The sequence below is a fragment of the Streptomyces griseorubiginosus genome, from assembly GCF_017614965.1.
GTDB lineage: Bacteria > Actinomycetota > Actinomycetes > Streptomycetales > Streptomycetaceae > Streptomyces > Streptomyces griseorubiginosus_B.
Map to the genome: position 1 here is coordinate 32,492 of NZ_WVUG01000015.1, position 18,275 is coordinate 50,766.

Consider the following 18,275-nt stretch of genomic DNA (forward strand, 5'->3'; position numbering starts at 1 on the left):
AGGACCGGTCAAGATCTTCGGCACCGGAACGGCTCCTCACCGCTGATCAATACGGGTGATCGACCTGACGTTGCCGGGTGAATTCTCCGTGAACGTTGCCCGGTGGCGTCGGCACATTCCCGCAGCATGCTCCGCCTCCCCCAACTTGGCCTATTAGACGGCGTGTTGAAGTTGCGCAGGAAGGGGAGGGCGGCTCTTGGACGCGTGCCTTCCGGTGGTAGCATCCCCGCATCTGCGACCTTGATCCACTCACTTCAGGCGCTGACTTGAGGTCAGCCTGCTCTCCGCGCCACCGCGCTCGGGCAGGCGCTGTGTGTGTCGCGGGTGCGTACTCGCGGGGGAGTGCATCCGTCTACGTCTGCATTTCATGCGTCGGGAAAGGTTTCCATGAGTCGAGACGTGCTTGCGTGGTGCCTGGTTGCGGTGACGGTGATATCCGTCGCGGTGATCGTGGTGCTCGTCGTCCGCAACAGGGCCCTGGGGGAGAGAAAGCGACAGACCGAGGCATCGCTGACGAGCCAGCTCAACGCCGCCCAGACCCAAGTGCTGTCTGTTCAGGCCGCCTTGCAGAAGTACCAGCAGGAGTTCGATGGCACGATCCGGGAGGCCGAGGAGGCCTCCGAGGAGAGCACCAAGGCGGTACTGAAGGGTTCGGCCCGCTTCCTGCAGGGTCTGGCCGCCGAGCAGATGGCGGTCCTGGAGGAACTCCAGCGCAAGTACGGCGGTCACGCGGTGCTCGGCGACCTGCTGGAAGTGACCCACGCCAACGCGCAGATGCAGCGCAAGTCGCAGGGCATCGCCGTGCTGTGCGGTGCGCCGGTCGGCCGCCGCAACCGGGCCGCGAGCGTCTACGACGTGGTGCGCAGCGCGCAGTCGCAGATCCGCAGCTTCCGCCGCGTCGAGATCATGCAGCAGACCGGTTTCGCGCTGAAGGCGTCCGCGGTCTCGCCGGTCTCCCTCGCGGTGGCCGAACTGCTGGACAACGCGGCGAGCTTCTCGCAGCAGGACGCGCCGATCGAGGTGACCTTCCAGCGCGTCCAGCGCAACCTGTGCATCATCATCGACGACGCCGGCGTCGGCATGAACGACGAGGACCGGCAGCGGGCCACCGCCCTGCTGTCCGGTGACTTCGTCCCGCGTCTGTCGCAGCTGGGCACCCAGCCGAAGTTCGGTTTCCCCCTGATCGGCCTCCTCGCCCGCCAGCACGGCTTCCGGGTGGACGTCACCGGTGTCTCCCGCTACGGCGGAGTCCGTGCCGTGGTGCTGCTGCCCGAGGAGCTGTGGACGGAGGAGCAGCCCTCCCCGGTCGACCAGGCCGCTCCGGTGAGCATCGTCCGCGGGGCCGACGGCGGGACCGGTGACAGGCCCCGCACGGTGCACGGGCTGCCCAAGCGGACCAGTCGGCAGACTCCCGTCGCGGGCGTCTCGGGTCAGGACGGGCGTGCGCCGTCCCGGGCGGGCCAGGACGCGGGCCGCGCCTCCGGCCGCAGTCTGGGCGCCCTCGGTGCCCTGCAGCGAGGCACGCTCTCGGGCCGCAACCTCGACTCCGCGTCCAGCGAAGGGTCCCAAGACGCATGACCACCGACCTGTCGTGGATGCTCACGGACATCGTGACCAATGTGCCCAAGGCACGTCACGTCGTCCTGCTCTCCGCGGACGGCATCCCCCGCGGGGCCACCGACGGCCTGCTGGAGAGGGATGTCGAGACCATCTCCGCCGCCATGGCCGGGATGCAGTCGCTCAGCCGGGCCACGGCGCACTTCATCGAGCCGGTGGAGGACCCGCAGTGGCACCAGACGATCATTGAGTTCTCCCACGGGTGGATCTTCCTGATCGGGGCGGGGCAGGGGGCCTACCTGGCCGCCGCCGCGGAACCCGACGTCGACATCCAGCAGATCTCCTTCCGTATGCACCGGCTCGTCGCCCGGCTGGGAAACAACCTGACCGCGCCGCCGCGGGTGGAGGCGGAGGAGCCGCCCCAGGGCGCGGCCGGCACGGCCCGGGACGCGGGCGCCGACCGTTCGGGACTGGTCCTCGACGACCTCGACGAGGTGATCGCGGACGTGCGCGGGGCCCGGCACGCCGTGCTCCTCGGAGTCAACGGCCTGCCCCGCGGGGCGACTTCGGGCATCAGCCGGGATCTCGTGGACACCATCTCCGCGGCCATGACGGGCATTCACGCCTACAGCCGTGTGACGTCCCGGTTCGCGGGCGTTCAAGACGACGCCGGGTGGCGGCAGACGGTCATCGAGTTCCAGCACGGCTGGATCTTCCTGATCGCGGCCAGCGGCGGCTCCTTGCTGGCCGCGGCCGCCGAACACGACACCGACATCGAGGAGTTCACCACTCGCCTGCACCAGGCGGTGGCCCGGCTGGGCGAGTACCGGATGCCGCGGGAGGGGGTGCGCAGCGATGTCTGACGAGTACGGGCAGGAGCCGCATCTGGAACTGACGTCCTCATTAGTGCCACTGTTCGTGATCACGAACGGGCGTGCTCTGCCTCCGGACCAGGAGTACGAGCGCACCGCTCTCGTGACCGCGCGCAAGGAGGGCGGCGCCGCGGCCCGCACGCTGTCGCCGGAAGGCCAGGTGATCATGGACCTGGTCGCCGACGGCTTCCTGTCCGTGGCCGAGGTGGCCGGCCATACGCACCTGCCCCTGGGTGTCGTGCGCATTCTCCTGGCACAGCTGGAGGAGAGCGGTCTCGTCCTCGTCAGAAAGCCCGTGCCGCGCGCCGATCCCCTCGACCGAGAACTGCTCGGTGCCGTCCTCGATGGCCTGAAATCCCGATTCGGAGCGTAGCCCGTGTACCTGGATCCAGACGTCCTGCGCTCGGTGAAGATCCTCGTCGTGGGGCCCTTCGGAGTCGGCAAGACGACCTACATCGGCAACATCTCCGAGATCGAACCCCTGCAGACGGAGGAAGAGATCACCGAGGCCAGCGTGGGCTTCGACGACCTCTCCCGCACCCCCGACAAGACGACCACCACCGTCGCCATGGACTTCGGCCGGCTCACCCTCAGCGAGGAGCTGGTCCTCTACATCTTCGGAACGCCCGGACAGGAGCGCTTCAAGGAGATGTGGGAGGAACTCTCCCGGGGCGCGCTGGGCGCGCTGGTCATCGTCGACCCCCAGCGGTTGGACGAGTCCTTCCCCGTGCTGGACCTGGTCGAACGGTTCGGCCTGACCTACGCCATCGGCGTCAACCACTTCGAGGGCACCACCACGTATCCGCTCGACGAGGTCCGCGAGGCGCTGAACCTGCCCGCGGACACCCCGGTCGTGGCCTGCGACGTGCGCGACCAGCACTCGGCGGCCCAGGCCCTCATCACCCTCGTGCAGCACCTGAAGTCCCTTCTCGCCTAGGAGCCCCGCCATGCACCAGCAGCACGACGCGCAGGAGATACCGCCCGGGTGCCCCGCCCACGGCAAGGTCCCGCTGTACGGCCCCCAGTTCGGCTCCGACCCCGAAGCCACCTACACCTACCTGCGCTCCCTCGGCCCCAGTGCCGCCGTGGAGATCGCGCCCGAGGTCGAGGTCGAGCTGGTCACCAGCTACGACGCCGCCCTGTACATCCTGCAGAACCCCGGCTCCTTCGTCCGTGACTCGCGCCGCTGGAACGCGCTGAACGAGGGGCGTGTGCCCGAGGACAGCCCGGCGCTGCCCATGATGGGATACCGGCCCAACGCTCTGTTCAGCGACGGAGCGGCGCACGCCCGTCTGCGCCAGGCGGTCGTCGACAGTCTCGCCACCGTCAACGAACTCAAGCTCGTACGGCAGACCCAGCAGTCCGCCGACTACCTGATCAGCCAGTTCGGCGCCGAGCCGCGCGGCCGGGCCGAGTTGATGGCCGCCTACGCCCAGCCGCTGCCCCTGCTGGTCTTCAGCGATCTGTTCGGCTGCCCGCCGGAACTCGGCGACCGGGTGATCGTCGGCATCAGCGGCATCTTCGAGGGGACCCCCGGCGCGGACGAGGTGCTGGGCGGGGCGCTCGCGGAGCTGATCGCCCTCAAGCACCGCAGGCCCGGTTACGACCTGACGACGAAGCTGATGGAGCACCCGGCGCAGCTGACCGACGAGGAGGTGCTGCACCAGCTGGTCACTCTGCTGTCCGGCGGCACCGCGCCGCTGGCCGCCGCCATCGGCACCAGCGCCGCGCTGTTCCTCAGCGAGGACGGCCAGGCAGCGCTGCCCGTCGAGGACGCCGTCGCCCGGACTCTGTGGAACTACGCGCCGATCGCCAACTACGCGGGCCACTACGCCACCCACGACGTCGAGTTGGGCGGCCGGGTGCTCAAGGCGGGCGACCCCATCCTGATCTCCTTCGCGGCTGCCAACACCGACCCGAAGCTGGCGCAGCATCGCGAACAGCTCAGCACCAAGGCGCACTTGGCCTTCGGGGCGGGCCCGCACGCGTGCCCCGCGAAGGACCCCGCCTTCATGATCGCGGTCACCGCCGTCGAGTCCCTGCTCAACCGGCTGCCGGACATCGAGATGCGGGTCCCGTTCAAGGACCTGACCTGGGCACCGACCCCCTGGAGCCGCTCCCTGGTGACCCTGCCGGTCCGCTTCACGCCGCGGACCCTGCGCGCGGCGGCCGCCGCCGATCCGGCGCGTGCCCACACGGCTCAGCCCACCGCGGCCACTCCCCAGCGGACCGCCACGCCGACGCCTCAGGCACCCAAGGCCCCCGCGCAGCCCCGGGGCCTGTTCAGCCGATTCCTGGCATGGACCAGAGGGGAATGACCAAGGGAATTGACGAACACAAGTGACGAAGGTAACCCTCACTTAACTCGGTTTAGTGGATGGTTCAATTTACCCATGGGTACGTATGGCGGCTGATTCCCCAGAAAAAGGAGCCGTCATCATGGTGGTTGACGCACACCCGTCGCACGACCGCCGTTCGGCCGTCGCCCTCTTCTCCCGTCTCCGCACGGCGAAGGGGCAGGCCGACCCCTTCCCCCTCTATGCGCAACTCCGCTCCATGGGCCCGGTCACCCCGGCGCCGTGGGGCGGCCTGCTCGTGACCGGCTTCGACATGTGTGACCAGGTACTGCGCGACCGCGGGTGGCTCGAGCCGGACAAGCGCTGGCGCGAGAGCCAGGGCCCGCGCACCCGCTGGAGCGCCCCCTCCTCGCGGGAGATGAGCAACACCATGCCCGCGCTCAATCCCCCTGAACACACCCGAATACGCAGGGCGGCCGGCACGTTCGGCCGCACCGCCATGCAGCGGATCGGCCGGATGATCAGTCAGGCGACCGATCAGCTCCTGACCTCCCTGGCCGAGCAACTCCACCACGGGGAGGCGGACTTCGTTGCCCTCGTCAGCGAGGAACTCCCGGTGGCCGCCATCGGCGACTGGCTGGAGATCCCGGCCGCCGACCGGCCCCGACTGCGTGAACTGACCCACGACCAGGTCTTCACCCAGGAACTGCTGCCGACAGCCAGCCAGTTGGCGCTCTCCGACGCGGCCACGGCCGAACTGCGCGCCTACTTCACCGACTTGGTCCGCCAGCGGCGCGAACGCCCCGGCGAGGACCCCGTGTCGATGTGGATCCAGACCTGGGACACCCTCGAACCCGACCGCGACAAGGCCGACCAAGCCGTCTATTTCATCGCCCTCTTCGTCTTACTCGCCGCACTCGAGACCACCTCGACGCTGCTGTCGACGATGGTCCTGCGGCTCGTCGAGCATCCCGAGCGCTGGGACCAGCTCGCCGCCGACCCCTCCCTCGTTCCCGTCTTCGTCGAAGAGACCCTGCGTCACGACCCGCCCACGCACGTGATCAGCCGGATCGCCGCCACCGACAACGTGATCGGCGGATTCCCCGTCCGCAAGGACGACATGATCCACCTCATGGTGGGCGCGGCACACCGGGACCCGACCCGGCATCCGGATCCGGACCGGTTCGACCTCCGGCGTGAGCGGCCCGACCATCTCGCCTTCAGCGGCGGCATCCACTACTGCCTGGGCGCACCCCTCGCCCGCCTGGAGGCGCAGACCCTCCTCCACCACCTGCTCAGACGCCTGCCCCGCCTCACCCTGGTACGACGCCCGTCCTGGGCGCCCCGGGTCGCGTTCCGGCGTCTGCTGAACCTGGACGTCACCTTCGCATGAACGAGACCGGCGACACCCTCCTCGCCCGCGCGCACAAGACCGTGGCCGTCGACCAGGACGGCCCGGTGCTCCACGTACGCCTCAACCCCACCCGGCAGGACGACACGCTCGGCGTCGCCGTCCTGGACGACCTGATCGCCGTTCTCGACGACCTCCACGGGCGGCCCGACATCCGTGTTCTGGTGCTGTCCTCCGAGGGGGACGACTTCTGTCTGGGAGCCGACCGCACCGAATACGAGACGGCGCTGGCCACGGACCCGACCGGCGCCGCACTGCGGCGGATCACGGACCGGGCCCACCGGCTGTGCAACGCCCTGGAGACGACCCACGCGATCACCATCGCCCGCCTGCACGGCAAGGTGATCGGTGCCGGTCTCGCGCTCGCCGCCTTCTGCGACCTGCGGGCAGCCGCCGACACCTGCCGCTTCCGGATGCCGGAGGTGGGCCTCGGCCTCCCGCCGGCCTGGGGCGGAGCCATGGGCCGTCTGATCTCCGAGGCGGGCGTCGCCAGGATCCGCGAACTCCTGCTGACCTGCGACGTGTTCGACGCGGACACGGCCCACCGGATCGGCCTGGTCCACGAGATCGCGCCCCTCGACCAACTGGACAAAAAAGTCGGCGCGTGGACGCGCCCCCTGCTGAGGCGCTCGCCGGAAGCCCTCGTCCTGACCAAACGCATGCTCGCCGGCTACGCGCGCGCCGACCGCACGGCCGACGTGTCCCTGCTCGACTCCCACCTCCTGACCCCGTATCTCGTCCCGATCCGAAACCAGGGTCCGGCCGCCGACTGAGCACTCCTCGAAGGGCGCGGCCGAAAGGACGCACATCGCCGCGGGCGACGACCTGAGTTCGTCGCCCGCGGCGATCGCGTATCCGTACGGAGCGTGCCGGTCCTAGGACGCGGTGAACGCCTTCACGCGGACACCCGTGTCGCAGATGTGCACGGTCGTCTTCTTCCCGCCGCCTCCGGTGAACGCCGGGCTGAGGGGGCGGGACTCGCCGGGCGGGACGACGTCGACGCCCGCGACGACGTCACAGTCCTCGACGCCGGTGAAGGTGAGCGCGGCGGAAGCGGAATCACCGGGGGAGAGGCTGACCTTCGGCGCTTCGGCGGCCGACCCGGTCCAGTCGACCGGGAGTTCCACGCGGCCGGCCGTCCCGACGAACATGAGGGACGGGAAGCCGCGCACCGTGCACGAGCCGTCCCCCTTGTTGGTGATCACGACCGAGGCCCGGCCCTGACCGGTGCTGACGGCCGTGCCCTTGAGATCCTTCGTGCGGCAGTGGTCGGCCGCGGGGCTCGGCAGGGAGTCCGCTCCGAAGAGCACCCCGGCCGACGGGGGCGCCGTACCACCGCTGTCGGCCCGGCCCTTGGCCTCCGTACCCGACGAACTCGACGACCCCGGCGACCTGGAAGCGGAACCGCTTTCCGGACGGTCCGCCGCACCGGACGGCGACGAGGAGGACGTCGACGAGCACCCCGCCGCCCCGACGAGCAGCAGGACGGTGACGGCGATCGGTAGTCGGCGCATGGCTCCTGCCTGTTGTCGGACGGACGCTGTTGAACGGACGGTTTCGAGCGGATTGACGGCCCGGGACTCGCAAGGGTGAGCGTATTGCATAGAATCCTCGCCGATCACGTTCACCGGCGCTGCGGAGCGCGCACCGCCACGGGGGGAAGGTACGCGCGTGCAGTCGAGCAGCGACGCCACGGGCACCGAGGGGATACGCAGAAGGCGCTTTCTCGGCGCGGGGGCCCTCACACTGGGAGCCGCGGGGGCGGTGGCGGGCGGACAGCTCCTGACCGGGAACGCCTCGGCCTCGGTGGGCGGTTCGACGGCACCGGCCGGTGCCGGTGCGTCGGTCTCCGGCACGGTCTTCAAACTGGGCGTCGCCTCCGGTGACCCGCTGCCCACCGCGATCGTGCTGTGGACCCGGGTGACCCCCGTCAACCAGGGCAACTCCGGCATCCTGCCGCCCAGTGTCCCGGTGACCTGGGAGCTGGCCTCGGACAGCGGGTTCACCAAGATCGTCAAGAGTGGTACGGCGACGGCGAGCAGCAGCCTCGCGCACAGCGTCCACGTCGACGTGACGGGCCTCACCCCGGCGACCGACTACTGGTACCGGTTCAAGGCGCTCGGCCACACCTCCCGCACCGGCCGCACCCGCACGGCCCCCGCCGCCGGCACCACCCCCGAGAAGCTGCGGATCGCGCTCGCCTCCTGCCAGAACTGGCAGCACGGCTACTTCACCGCCTACCAGGACATGCGCGCCCAGAAGCCCGACCTGGTGCTGTTCGTCGGCGACTACATCTACGAGAGCTCCGCCTTCTCCTACCGGGTACGCCGGCACGAGGGCTCGGCCGCGCCGGTCAGCCTCGCCGAGTACCGCTCCCGCCACGAGCAGTACAACACCGACCCGGACCTGCAGGCGATGCGCGCGGGCGCCCCCTTCGTCGTCGTCTACGACGACCACGAGGTCGAGAACGACTGGGCCGGCGACGTGCCGAACGACCCGGCGGCCTGGCCCACCGACAAGTTCCTGGCCCGCAGGGCGGCCGCCTTCCAGGCCTTCTACGAGCACATGCCGATCCGCTCCGCGCAGAAGCCCAGCGGCCCGGACGTCCTGATGTACCGCAAGCTCGACTTCGGGTCCCTGGCCCGGCTGCACGTCCTGGACACCCGCCAGTACCGCGACGACCAGGCCACCACCCAGCAGGGCGCGATGGAGAGCGGCCGCGTCATCATGGGCGACACCCAGCGCGACTGGCTCGTGGGCAGCATGCGCACCTCCGGCAAGCGGTGGAACCTCGTCGCCTCCCAGGTGATGATGGCCGAGACCGACATCCTCGCCGGCGAGGGCAAGGAGTGGCTCTACGACGCCTGGGACGGCTACCAGGTCGAACGCAACGCCCTGCTCGCCGACTTCCAGGACGTCCGCAACCCCGTGGTGCTCTCCGGCGACCGCCACCGCACCATCGTCAGCGACCTCAAACTGGACTACTCCGACCCGGGTTCGACGGTCGTCGGCGCGGAGTTCGTCGGCACGTCCATCTCCAGCAACGGCGACGAGGACCTCGAGGCCTTCGCCGCCGAGTGGGCGCCCAAGCTGGCGGACAACCCGCACTGGAAGATGATCGACGCGCGCCGCGGCTATCTCCTCCTCGACATCACCCCGACCGGCATCGACGCCCAACTGCGAACCGTCTCAACGGTGTTGACCAAGAACGGTACGACCAGTACGGCAGCGTCCTTCCGGGTCGACGACGGTGTGCCGGGCGTCCACCGGGTCGACGCGCAGACGCAGGCACCGGCGAGCGAGAGCGCGGACGCGTCCTCGAGCCCGACGGATCAGGCGACCCCGACGGACACGACCGAACCACCGACCGAGAGCCCCGCCGGTACCTCCACCGGCACCTCCACCGAGGTGTCACCCACCGACGTGACGACCACCGCCTGACCTCCGGGAGAGAACGTGTTCACCCTTCGATCCCGGCGCGACGGGAACCACAGACACCGGCGCCCCGTCGCCGTCAGGGCGTCCCTGCTCGCCGGCACCGCCGCCGTGCTCGTGGCCGGTGTGCTGACGGTGCTGCCCTCCGACGCGGACGCCAGCGGGCCGGCCCGCGGCGACTTCGACGGCGACGGCACCTCGGACCTCGTCTACCGCAATGTGGCGGGCCAGTTGTACATCAACACCGGTTCGGCCGAGACCATGGCCCTCGACGCGGACGTCTCCAAGGTCAAGGACGTCCTGACCCCGGGCGACCTCGACGGCGACGGCGTCCAGGACGTGCTCACCCTGAGCTCCAGTGGAGTCCTGTCCTTCCACTACGGCATCTTCGCCCGCGTCCCCGGCGGTCTGGGCTCACGCAAAACGGTCGCCACCGGCTGGCAGGTCTACAACAAGATCGCCGCACCGGGTGACATGAACGGCGACGGCAAGGTCGACCTGCTGGCCCGCACACCCTCCGGAACCCTGTACTTCTGTCCGGGCCTGGGCACCGGGGCCTTCGGCAGCCGGGTCAAGATCGGCACCGGCTGGCAGCAGTACGACGAACTGATCGGTGCCGGCGACCTGAACCGCGACGGCGTGGGCGACCTGCTGGCCCGTACTCCGGCCGGCGTCCTCTACCGGTACCTGGGCAAGAAGGGCGGCACCTTCAACGCCAAGGTCAAGGACTCCAGGACCGAGTGGGGGTCGTACAACCAGATCGTCGGAGGCGGCGACTGGGACGGCAACGGCAAGGCCGACCTGCTGGCCCGGGACTACTCCGGCAACCTCTGGTTCTACGCGGGCAACGGCAACGGCACCTTCGCGACCCGCGCCGCCCGCAGCAAGGGCTGGGGCGCGGTGACGCAGTTCGCGGGGGCGGGCGAGACCCCGCACTTCGGCAAGTACGGGATCATGGCCCGTACGTCGTCGGGGTCCGTCTACAGCTACCAGGTCACCGGCACCGGCAACCTGGGCGGCAAGCTGCTGATCGGTTCGTCCTGGCCGACGTCCTCCACCCGCCTCGCCTACGCCTCCTCCCTGCGCGACAGCGGCCTGGGCGACCTGGTCGTCCACTCCGTCAGCGACGGCAAGCTGACCAACCCGGCGTTCTACGCCCTGACCGACCCGCTGATCGCCGCCGGCTCCACGACGTACAGCCGGATCGTCGGCCCCGGCGACGTGACGGGCGACGGCAAGGGGGACCTGCTGGCCGTGACCAGCACCGGCACGCTCTACCTCTACGCGGGCAACGGTTCCGGCACCTCCGTCGCCGGGCGGGTGAAGCTGGGCACCGGCTGGCAGCAGTACAACGCCCTGGTCGGCGGCGGCGACATCACCGGCGACGGCCGCCCAGACCTCCTTGCCCGCGACTCCTCCGGCGCCCTGTGGCGCTACGCGGGCACGGGCAGCGCGTCCGCTCCCTTCTCGGCCCGCGTCAAGATCGGCAGCGGCTGGCAGCAGTACAAGAAGCTCTTCTCGCCGGGGGACGCCAACGGTGACGGCAAGGCCGACCTCATGGCCACCAACTCCTCAGGCGCCCTGTACTTCTACGCCGGCACCGGCACGGGCACCTTCAAGGGCCGCGTGACGAAGGCGACGAGCGGTTGGAGCGGCTGGTCGGACCTGCTGTGACCCCGGCCCACCGCCCCGCCCTGGTCATCAGCCCCTTGTCCGCTCCGGTGTCCGATCACTCGTCGATCGCGATGGACGGGCTTCCGCCGCCAACTGCTGCTTGCCCTCGGGGAAGTAGCGGTACGTCGACCCGTGCGGCGCCGGTGGTCGGGGTTTCAGGCGGTGGGGTGCCGCTCTGCCGGGCTGACGGCTTCCGTGGCCGCCAGGGAGGCGAGCAGGCGTAGGCCCTCTTCCGACGGCGCAGGATGGCCACCGCCATGTCCCCGAACAGCTCCCAGTCCGGGTAGAACCGGCGGGAGGCCGGGTCGAGGAAGTTGAAGCGGGCCAGGTTCCGCTGGTTGTCCGGGTTGGCGAACAGGTCGGTGTAGAAGGCGCGGGCGAGGGAGTTGGCGGCCAGGATGTCCATACGGCCGTTGCCCACGATCGCCGGACCCGCGGTGATCGCGTCGAGCGTCCACTGCAGGCTGCGGTGCGGGGTCCACTGCCGGGCGGCGGTACGGCGACGCGGGCGGGTGAGCGCGTCGGAGCCGTCGGCGGCCTGCGCCAGGTGCAGGAGATGGGCGCGCTCGGCGTCGTCCAGTCGCAGTGCGCGGGCCACGGCCTCGAGGACGGCGGGGGAGGCGCCGGCGAGGTTCCCCCGCTCCAGCTTCGCGTAGTACTCCACGCTCATGTCGGCCAGCGCGGCGACCTCGCTCCTGCGCAGCCCGGGCACACGACGCCGGGAACCGGCGGGCAGGCCGGCCTGGTCCGGGGTGATCTTCGCTCGCCGCGAGGTGAGGAACTCGCGGACCTCCTCACGGTTGTCCATGTCCTCGACCGTACGGCCTGCCCGCCACGCGAGGGATGTACTGCCGGTACACCTTTCACCGGTAACTCGCTCACCGCCGGGATACGCGGTTACCTGAGACAGAGGTGATCCCGAGCGGCACCGCCGCTCCCCGGGATGACCGGCCCGGCGGCGCGCGAAGTCAACGGCGCGCCCGCCCACACCCCCGATCGAGAACGTAAGGAATCCCCCATGCGCGGAGCAGTGATCCACGCCCCCGGCGACGTGCGCTTCGAGACCCTGGACGACCCGAAGATCCTCAAGCCGACGGACGCGATCATCCGCACGGCCGTCACCTGTGTGTGCGGCTCCGACCTGTGGCCCTGGCGCGGCCTCGACGCGACCGACGAGGCGCATCCCATGGGCCACGAGTACGTCGGCTTCGTCGAGGAGGTCGGCAGCGAGGTCACGGCGGTCAGGCCGGGCCAGTTCGTCGTCGGTTCCTTCGCCACCTCCGACAACGTCTGTGCCAACTGCCGCAACGGATGGCAGTCCAACTGCCTGAACCGCGAGTTCATGAGCACCTGCCAGGCCGAGTACGTGCGCATCCCCAACGCCCAGGGCACCCTGGTCGCCACCGGCGAGGTACCGGGCGAGGAGTTCTGGCCGGGGCTGCTGGCCGTGTCCGACGTGATGGGCACCGGCTGGTACGCGGCCGACGCCGCCGAGGTCGGGCCCGGTTCCACCGCGGTGGTCGTCGGCGACGGCGCGGTCGGCCTGTGCGCCGTGATCGCCGCGAAGGAGATGGGCGCGGAGCGGATCATCGCCATGTCCCGGCACGAGTCGCGGCAGAAGCTGGCCCGCGAGTTCGGTGCGACCGACATCGTCACCGAGCGCGGTGAGGAAGGCGTCGCCCGCGTCAAGGACCTCACCGGCGGCATCGGCGCGGACAGCGTGCTGGAGTGTGTGGGCACCGCCCAGTCGATGCGGCAGGCCCTGCACTCCACCCGGCCCGGCGGCACCGTCGGCTTCGTCGGCGTCCCCCACGAGGTCGCCGTCGACGGCCAGGAGCTGTTCTTCTCCCACGTCGGCCTGCGCGGCGGCCCCGCCCCCGTACGCCGCTACCTGCCCGACCTCATCGACCGCGTCCTGACGGGGCGGATCAACCCGGGCAAGGTCTTCGACCTCACCCTCCCGCTCGACCAGGTCGCCGAGGGCTACCGGGCCATGGACGAACGCCGCGCCGTCAAGACCCTCCTCAAGCCCTGAAACGACCGCAGCGCAGGAACCACACAGAAGGAAACGGCCTTGCAGATCACCCGCAGCTCGATCGCCACCGCCAAGGGTCCCGCCGACTGGTTCACCGGTGACGTCTACATCGATGCCGTCGCCGCCGCACCGGAGCCGTCCCGGGTCAGCGCCAACCTCGTGCACTTCATGCCCGGCGCGCGCACCCACTGGCACCGGCACCCGCTCGGCCAGACCGTGTTCGTGACGGAGGGGGTCGGTCTGTGCCGACGCCGGGGCGGGCCGATCGAGGTCATCCGGCCCGGCGACCGCGTCCTGTTCGAGGCCGACGAGGAGCACTGGCACGGCGCCGCGCCCGACCGGCTCATGGTCCACCTCGCCATCAACGAGAGCGACACCGACCACGACGTCGTCCACTGGCTGACCCCCGTCACCGACGAGGAGTACGCCACCGCCCCGTCCACCGACTGACCCGCGAGCAGCTTCACTTCACCTGACCGGAGGATCCCCGACGGGGCGTCAGCGGCCGGCTCCTCCTCGTGGGGAAAATCTGTCACGGCGAAGCCAGATCTTCGGGGCTGCGGGACTAGGGTTGGGGGTACCAGGAACCTGGCGCCGATTCCCTCGGCCCTCCGTGCCGGTTCCTTCGGAGCCCCCGAAACGAAAGGCGGCTATGCCCGCTGAGAACGCCCCTGTCGCCGGGAACCTCGACGACGACGACTACCCCGCGTACACCATGGGGCGCGCCGCCGACGTTCTCGGCACCACCCCCGCCTTCCTGCGTGCCGTCGGTGAAGCCGAGTTGATCGCTCCCTTGCGGTCGGAAGGCGGTCACCGCCGGTACTCCCGCCGCCAGCTGCGCACCGCAGCCCGCGCGCGTGAACTCGTCGACCAGGGCACGCCCATCGAGGCCGCCTGCCGCATCGTCTCCCTCGAGGACCAGCTCGACGACGCCCTCCGGCTGAACCGGGAGCTGCGCCGCAAGCTGGATGAGGACGGCGCGAATATCTAGTACCGCCGGAACAGAAATGCGGGTCGCGGCAGGGTGAGAATACCTGGATGCCCGCCAAAACCCGGGACGTGTCCCCGCTCCACCTGTGTTAGCGTGGCTACGGTTGCAGTTTTGGTTGCCAGAGACTTGTTTCTTTGCAGAGCTTTCCGGATCTTTCCGGAGGGGTGATCATCGCGGCGACTCGGATTCCGTAAAGTGCGGAACCCGGCACTGCCCCCAAAGGGAGATTCAATATGGCATCTGGCACCGTGAAGTGGTTCAACGCGGAAAAGGGCTTCGGCTTCATCGAGCAGGACGGTGGCGGCGCTGACGTGTTCGCCCACTACTCGAACATCGCCACCAGCGGCTTCCGCGAGCTTCAGGAAGGCCAGAAGGTTACCTTCGACGTCACGCAGGGCCAGAAGGGCCCGCAGGCCGAGAACATCGTTCCCGCCTGACACACACGCGTCGCGTTCCACGTGATCGGGGCCCGCACCCTGGGTGCGGGCCCCGATTCGTTGCATTTTCACGGCAGACCACGCCAGATCCACGGCACCCGGGCAGGCCCATTCTTGCGAATCTCGGTACGGCACCGCGCCGCCTCCCGGAATTCCTCGACACGTGCCGCATCGAGGAAGGTTCCGCATGAACCGCAAAAGTCGCACGAGTGATGACGCCGCCCGCTCCCAGCGCGAGAAGCCGGCGCACCGCAACACTCGTTCCCGTCCGGACGAGAGCGGGCGGAGCGGCCGCAGGAGCCGCTCCATCACGTCTCGTTCCGCCGCGTCCGGCGAAGAGACCGCGCCGTCGGCCGCCACCCCGTCTCTGCCTCCTGCCGACTCCTTCGCCGACCTTGATCTGCCCGAGCCGCTGCGGGCCGCGCTGCTGGCCGAGGGGGTGACGGCGCCGTTCCCCATCCAGGCGGCGACCCTGCCGAACTCGCTGGCAGGCCGTGACGTGCTGGGCCGTGGACGTACCGGTTCGGGCAAGACGCTCGCCTTCGGGCTCGCCCTGCTCGTCCGCATCCACGGTCGCCGGGCCGAGACTCGCCGGCCGCTGGCCCTCGTCCTGGTCCCCACCCGAGAACTGGCACAGCAGGTCACCGACGCGCTCACCCCCTACGCCCGGGCGCTGCGGCTGCGGCTCACGACCGTGGTCGGCGGTCTGTCCATCGGCCGGCAGGCGAGCGCGCTGCGCGCCGGCGCCGAGGTCGTCGTCGCGACACCCGGGCGGCTCAAGGACCTCATCGTCCGGGGCGACTGCCGTGTGGACCAGGTCGCCGTCAGCGTCCTCGACGAGGCCGACCAGATGGCCGATATGGGATTCATGCCGCAGGTCACCGCCCTGCTCGACCAGGTGCCCGCCGACGGCCAGCGGATGCTGTTCTCAGCCACCCTCGACCGGGACGTCGACCGCCTGGTGCGGAGGTACCTGCACGACCCCGTCGTGCATTCGGTCGACCCCGCCGCGGGCGCGGTCACCACGATGGAGCACCACGTGCTGCACGTCGAGGAGGAGGACAAGCACGCCACCGCGGCCCGTATCGCGGCCCGCGAGGGGCGGGTCCTGCTGTTCCTCGACACCAAGCACGCGGCGGACCGACTGGCGAAGAAGCTGCTGGCGGTCGGGGTGCGTGCCGCCTCGCTGCACGGCGGCAAGTCCCAGTCGCAGCGCACCCGCACGCTCGCCCAGTTCAAGGACGGCCAGGTCACGGCCCTGGTCGCCACCAACGTCGCGGCCCGCGGCATCCATGTCGACGATCTCGACCTCGTCGTCAACGTCGACCCGCCCGGCGACCACAAGGACTACCTGCACCGCGGCGGCCGTACCGCACGGGCCGGGGCGTCCGGCACCGTCGTCACCATGGTCCTCGGGCATCAACGGCGTGCGATGAGCCGCCTGCTGGCCGACGCCGGCGTCACCGCGCGCACCGTCCGCACCCGGTCGGGCGACGCCGAGCTCAGCCGTATCACCGGAGCCCGGGCGCCCTCCGGCACGCCCGTCACGCTCCCCGGCCCGGTCACCGCCGCACCGGGACGCGCCCGCTCCTCCGGGCGCCGCCGAGCCGGGCAGCCCGCCCGGGCCCGACGGACCGGATGAGACCTGATCTCCCCGTGCGCCCCGTCACCCGTGATCGGACGAACGCGGCCACACCCCGGGCGTCCTCGCCATCTGCCCTGACCGCCCGTACGTCGTCGGCCCGCCCGGCGGCTCCGTCTCAGCCCTGTGGAGGCACCATGCGCTGTGTCATCGCCCGTTACCCCTTCGACCTCACCAAGAGCGAGGTCGAGCAGTCGATGCGGGGCATCAAGCCCGAGGACGTCACCGGCGTGTCCGTGACCATCGGCCGTCGCACCTACCCCGTCATGCAGGTCGGCGAGGTGATCACCCGGCAGGACCGTCGTGACTTCACCGCGGGGGAGGTCCGCAGGGCGCTGGTCCGCCTCGGCTTCTCCTGCCACGAGGCGCCGCCGGCCCCGACCGTGGATCTGCCCGCGCCCTGGCCGACCACGGCCACGCCGTGGACCTGAGCCGTACGCGCATCTCGCCGTGGACCTGAGCCGCATACGAAGGCCCTGACGGCGATGTCAGTGCCCGTATCCGCACCCGCACCCGGCGGCATTCTTGGCCCGGCTCACGGTGACGGCGGCGTCCGTGACGGCGGCGGGCTTGGTGGCACGGACGACGGCGGAGTGCATGCCGTCGGCGACCGCGTGCGTCGGGGTGATCTCGATGTCCGAGAACCCGGCGGACTCCAGGCCCGCGCGGTACTCGCTGAAGGACAGCGCGCCGGCGATGCAGCCGACGTGGTCGCCGCGCTCGGCCCGCTGCTCCACGGTGAGCGTGTCGTCGGCGACGACGTCGGAGACGCCGATCCGGCCGCCGGGCCTGAGGACACGGAACGTCTCCGCGAACACCGCGGGCTTGTCGACCGACAGGTTGATCACGCAGTTCGAGATGACGACGTCGATGGTGCCCGCGGGCAGGGGGATCGCCTCGATGGTGCCCTTGAGGAACTCCACGTTCGTCGCGCCCGCCCTCGCGGCGTTGGCCAGGGCGAGTTCGAGCATCTCGTCGGTCATGTCGAGCCCGTACGCCTTGCCGGTCGGACCGACTCGGCGGGCGGACAGCAGGACGTCGATCCCGCCGCCGGAACCGAGATCGAGCACGCGCTCGCCCTCGCGCAGTTCGGCCACGGCCGTCGGGTTGCCGCAGCCGAGGGAGGCGGCCAGGGCCTCGGCGGGCAGGGTCTCGCGCTCGTCGGCGGCGTACAGGGCCGAGCCGAAGTTCTCGTCGGCATCGACGGGCTCGGGCCCGCAACACGCGTTACCGCCCTCGGCGACCTCGGTGGCTGCCGCCGCGTACCGCTGACGGACGGTTTCGCGCAGGTCGGTGGACTGCTCGCTCATGACGCACTCCCGGGTGACGGGCCTCAGCACAGGCCCGGAACGGCTTGTATTGATGGTCATTGATGCAAGCTTGCGCCTTGATTCGAAAGACGTCAACATAGAGGAATGTCGAAACAAGAGCTCCGGGTGCTCGGGCAGGACGCCGCCTGCTGCGCCGGCCTGTCCGCCGCGCCGCTGGACGAGGACCGGGCCGCCGACCTGGCCAAGGTCTTCAAGGCGCTCGGTGATCCCGTCCGACTGCGGCTGATGTCGATGATCGCCTCGCGCGGTCAGGGCGGCGAGGTCTGCGTGTGCGAGCTGACCCCCGCCTTCGACCTGTCCCAGCCGACGATCTCCCACCACCTCAAGCTGCTGCGGCAGGCCGGGCTCATCGACTGCGAGCGACGCGGCACCTGGGTGTACTACTGGGTGCTGCCCGGCGCCCTGGACCGGCTCTCCGCCTTCCTGGCCATCCCGCAACCCGCCGGGACCACGGTGTGAAGTCCTCCCTCGGCCGTCGGCTCACGCGGGAGGCGATCACCGGCATCGGCTCCTTCGCGGGAATGTCGCCCGCCTCCGTCCCGCCCGCGGAAGCCGAACCCGCCTCGTCCTGACCTCACTTCACCTTCCGAGAA

General features: G+C 70.4%; 18 protein-coding genes and 1 pseudogene. 16 read left to right on the forward strand and 3 right to left on the reverse strand.

The annotated features are described in order from the left end of the window. Positions 1 to 387: 387 nt before the first annotated feature. From GRC12_RS05040 to GRC12_RS05070, 7 genes are all read left to right on the forward strand, one after another. On the forward strand, positions 388 to 1,578 hold the full coding sequence (locus tag GRC12_RS05040; RefSeq protein WP_208777729.1) for an ATP-binding protein: 1,191 nt from the start codon (positions 388 to 390) through the stop codon (positions 1,576 to 1,578). Next, positions 1,575 to 2,420 (forward strand): roadblock/LC7 domain-containing protein, encoded by an 846-nt coding sequence (locus GRC12_RS05045; RefSeq protein ID WP_208777737.1) that lies wholly within the window; start codon positions 1,575 to 1,577, stop codon positions 2,418 to 2,420. Before GRC12_RS05040 ends, GRC12_RS05045 begins: the two co-directional genes overlap by 4 nt. Continuing rightward, positions 2,413 to 2,802 (forward strand): DUF742 domain-containing protein, encoded by a 390-nt coding sequence (locus tag GRC12_RS05050; RefSeq protein WP_208777739.1) that lies wholly within the window; start codon positions 2,413 to 2,415, stop codon positions 2,800 to 2,802. Before GRC12_RS05045 ends, GRC12_RS05050 begins: the two co-directional genes overlap by 8 nt. Before the next feature lie 3 nt (positions 2,803 to 2,805). Then, positions 2,806 to 3,366 (forward strand): GTP-binding protein, encoded by a 561-nt coding sequence (locus tag GRC12_RS05055; protein WP_208777742.1) that lies wholly within the window; start codon positions 2,806 to 2,808, stop codon positions 3,364 to 3,366. Positions 3,367 to 3,376: 10 nt separating this feature from the next. Beyond that, complete coding sequence (locus tag GRC12_RS05060; RefSeq protein WP_208777744.1) at positions 3,377 to 4,747, forward strand: cytochrome P450; 1,371 nt, start codon at positions 3,377 to 3,379, stop codon at positions 4,745 to 4,747. Positions 4,748 to 4,868: 121 nt separating this feature from the next. Then, positions 4,869 to 6,119, forward strand: coding sequence for a cytochrome P450 (locus GRC12_RS05065; protein WP_208777746.1), 1,251 nt, complete (start codon positions 4,869 to 4,871; stop codon positions 6,117 to 6,119). Next, complete coding sequence (locus GRC12_RS05070) at positions 6,116 to 6,910, forward strand: enoyl-CoA hydratase/isomerase family protein (RefSeq protein ID WP_208777748.1); 795 nt, start codon at positions 6,116 to 6,118, stop codon at positions 6,908 to 6,910. Before GRC12_RS05065 ends, GRC12_RS05070 begins: the two co-directional genes overlap by 4 nt. A gap of 102 nt (positions 6,911 to 7,012) precedes the next feature. Here the strand turns inward: GRC12_RS05070 and GRC12_RS05075 are convergent, their stop codons facing one another. Next, entirely contained in the window at positions 7,013 to 7,651 is a 639-nt protein-coding gene (locus GRC12_RS05075) for a DUF4232 domain-containing protein (protein ID WP_208777750.1), read from the reverse strand. A 157-nt stretch (positions 7,652 to 7,808) separates the two neighbouring features. On the opposite strand from GRC12_RS05075, the gene GRC12_RS05080 reads away from it, so the two are divergent. Both GRC12_RS05080 and GRC12_RS05085 read left to right on the forward strand, forming a co-directional pair. Continuing rightward, positions 7,809 to 9,578 (forward strand): alkaline phosphatase D family protein, encoded by a 1,770-nt coding sequence (locus GRC12_RS05080; protein WP_308286476.1) that lies wholly within the window; start codon positions 7,809 to 7,811, stop codon positions 9,576 to 9,578. A gap of 15 nt (positions 9,579 to 9,593) precedes the next feature. Then, positions 9,594 to 11,246: an FG-GAP repeat domain-containing protein gene (locus tag GRC12_RS05085; RefSeq protein WP_208777752.1), complete on the forward strand. Its 1,653-nt coding sequence runs from the start codon at positions 9,594 to 9,596 to the stop codon at positions 11,244 to 11,246. Between the two features lie 214 nt (positions 11,247 to 11,460). Here GRC12_RS05085 and GRC12_RS05090 read toward each other — a convergent pair. Continuing rightward, positions 11,461 to 12,054: pseudogene (locus tag GRC12_RS05090) on the reverse strand (helix-turn-helix transcriptional regulator); the annotation flags it as partial. A 210-nt stretch (positions 12,055 to 12,264) separates the two neighbouring features. Between GRC12_RS05090 and GRC12_RS05095 the strand changes: the two are divergent. The 6 genes from GRC12_RS05095 to GRC12_RS05120 all read left to right on the forward strand — a co-directional run bounded on the left by GRC12_RS05095 (position 12,265) and on the right by GRC12_RS05120 (position 16,782). Continuing rightward, the gene (locus tag GRC12_RS05095) at positions 12,265 to 13,281 is read left to right on the forward strand and encodes a zinc-dependent alcohol dehydrogenase family protein (protein WP_208777755.1); all 1,017 of its coding nucleotides are present in this window, start codon (positions 12,265 to 12,267) and stop codon (positions 13,279 to 13,281) included. Between the two features lie 39 nt (positions 13,282 to 13,320). Beyond that, a complete protein-coding gene (locus GRC12_RS05100) occupies positions 13,321 to 13,731 on the forward strand; it encodes a (R)-mandelonitrile lyase (protein ID WP_208777757.1) in 411 nt (136 codons plus the stop codon). Positions 13,732 to 13,933: 202 nt separating this feature from the next. Next, positions 13,934 to 14,272, forward strand: coding sequence for a helix-turn-helix domain-containing protein (locus GRC12_RS05105; protein ID WP_208777759.1), 339 nt, complete (start codon positions 13,934 to 13,936; stop codon positions 14,270 to 14,272). Between the two features lie 233 nt (positions 14,273 to 14,505). After that, positions 14,506 to 14,709, forward strand: a complete 204-nt coding sequence (locus GRC12_RS05110; protein ID WP_007383480.1) for a cold-shock protein — start codon at positions 14,506 to 14,508, stop codon at positions 14,707 to 14,709. Between the two features lie 187 nt (positions 14,710 to 14,896). After that, positions 14,897 to 16,351 carry a DEAD/DEAH box helicase gene (locus GRC12_RS05115; protein ID WP_208777761.1) on the forward strand — a complete coding sequence of 485 codons (1,455 nt, stop codon included), beginning with the start codon at positions 14,897 to 14,899 and terminating at the stop codon, positions 16,349 to 16,351. A gap of 137 nt (positions 16,352 to 16,488) precedes the next feature. Further along, entirely contained in the window at positions 16,489 to 16,782 is a 294-nt protein-coding gene (locus tag GRC12_RS05120) for an SCO5918 family protein (RefSeq protein WP_208777763.1), read from the forward strand. A 57-nt stretch (positions 16,783 to 16,839) separates the two neighbouring features. On the opposite strand, the gene arsM is transcribed toward GRC12_RS05120, so the two are convergent. Further along, positions 16,840 to 17,661 (reverse strand): arsenite methyltransferase, encoded by an 822-nt coding sequence (gene arsM, locus GRC12_RS05125; protein ID WP_208777766.1) that lies wholly within the window; start codon positions 17,659 to 17,661, stop codon positions 16,840 to 16,842. A gap of 105 nt (positions 17,662 to 17,766) precedes the next feature. Between arsM and GRC12_RS05130 the strand changes: the two genes are divergently transcribed. Further along, positions 17,767 to 18,141 (forward strand): ArsR/SmtB family transcription factor, encoded by a 375-nt coding sequence (locus GRC12_RS05130; protein ID WP_208777768.1) that lies wholly within the window; start codon positions 17,767 to 17,769, stop codon positions 18,139 to 18,141. Positions 18,142 to 18,275 lie beyond the last annotated feature (134 nt).

Bases quoted from the DNA above. Each gene is read 5' to 3' on its own strand.
- GRC12_RS05095 (WP_208777755.1), top strand. From the start codon at position 12,265: ATGCGCGGAGCAGTGATCCACGCCCCCGGCGACGTGCGCTTCGAGACC.
- GRC12_RS05045 (WP_208777737.1), top strand. From the start codon at position 1,575: ATGACCACCGACCTGTCGTGGATGCTCACGGACATCGTGACCAATGTG.
- GRC12_RS05070 (WP_208777748.1), top strand. From the start codon at position 6,116: ATGAACGAGACCGGCGACACCCTCCTCGCCCGCGCGCACAAGACCGTG.
- GRC12_RS05065 (WP_208777746.1), top strand. From the start codon at position 4,869: ATGGTGGTTGACGCACACCCGTCGCACGACCGCCGTTCGGCCGTCGCC.
- GRC12_RS05120 (WP_208777763.1), top strand. From the start codon at position 16,489: ATGCGCTGTGTCATCGCCCGTTACCCCTTCGACCTCACCAAGAGCGAG.
- GRC12_RS05115 (WP_208777761.1), top strand. From the start codon at position 14,897: ATGAACCGCAAAAGTCGCACGAGTGATGACGCCGCCCGCTCCCAGCGC.
- GRC12_RS05105 (WP_208777759.1), top strand. From the start codon at position 13,934: ATGCCCGCTGAGAACGCCCCTGTCGCCGGGAACCTCGACGACGACGAC.
- GRC12_RS05050 (WP_208777739.1), top strand. From the start codon at position 2,413: ATGTCTGACGAGTACGGGCAGGAGCCGCATCTGGAACTGACGTCCTCA.
- GRC12_RS05040 (WP_208777729.1), top strand. From the start codon at position 388: ATGAGTCGAGACGTGCTTGCGTGGTGCCTGGTTGCGGTGACGGTGATA.
- arsM (WP_208777766.1), bottom strand. From the start codon at position 17,661: ATGAGCGAGCAGTCCACCGACCTGCGCGAAACCGTCCGTCAGCGGTAC.
- GRC12_RS05130 (WP_208777768.1), top strand. From the start codon at position 17,767: ATGTCGAAACAAGAGCTCCGGGTGCTCGGGCAGGACGCCGCCTGCTGC.
- GRC12_RS05075 (WP_208777750.1), bottom strand. From the start codon at position 7,651: ATGCGCCGACTACCGATCGCCGTCACCGTCCTGCTGCTCGTCGGGGCG.
- GRC12_RS05060 (WP_208777744.1), top strand. From the start codon at position 3,377: ATGCACCAGCAGCACGACGCGCAGGAGATACCGCCCGGGTGCCCCGCC.
- GRC12_RS05110 (WP_007383480.1), top strand. From the start codon at position 14,506: ATGGCATCTGGCACCGTGAAGTGGTTCAACGCGGAAAAGGGCTTCGGC.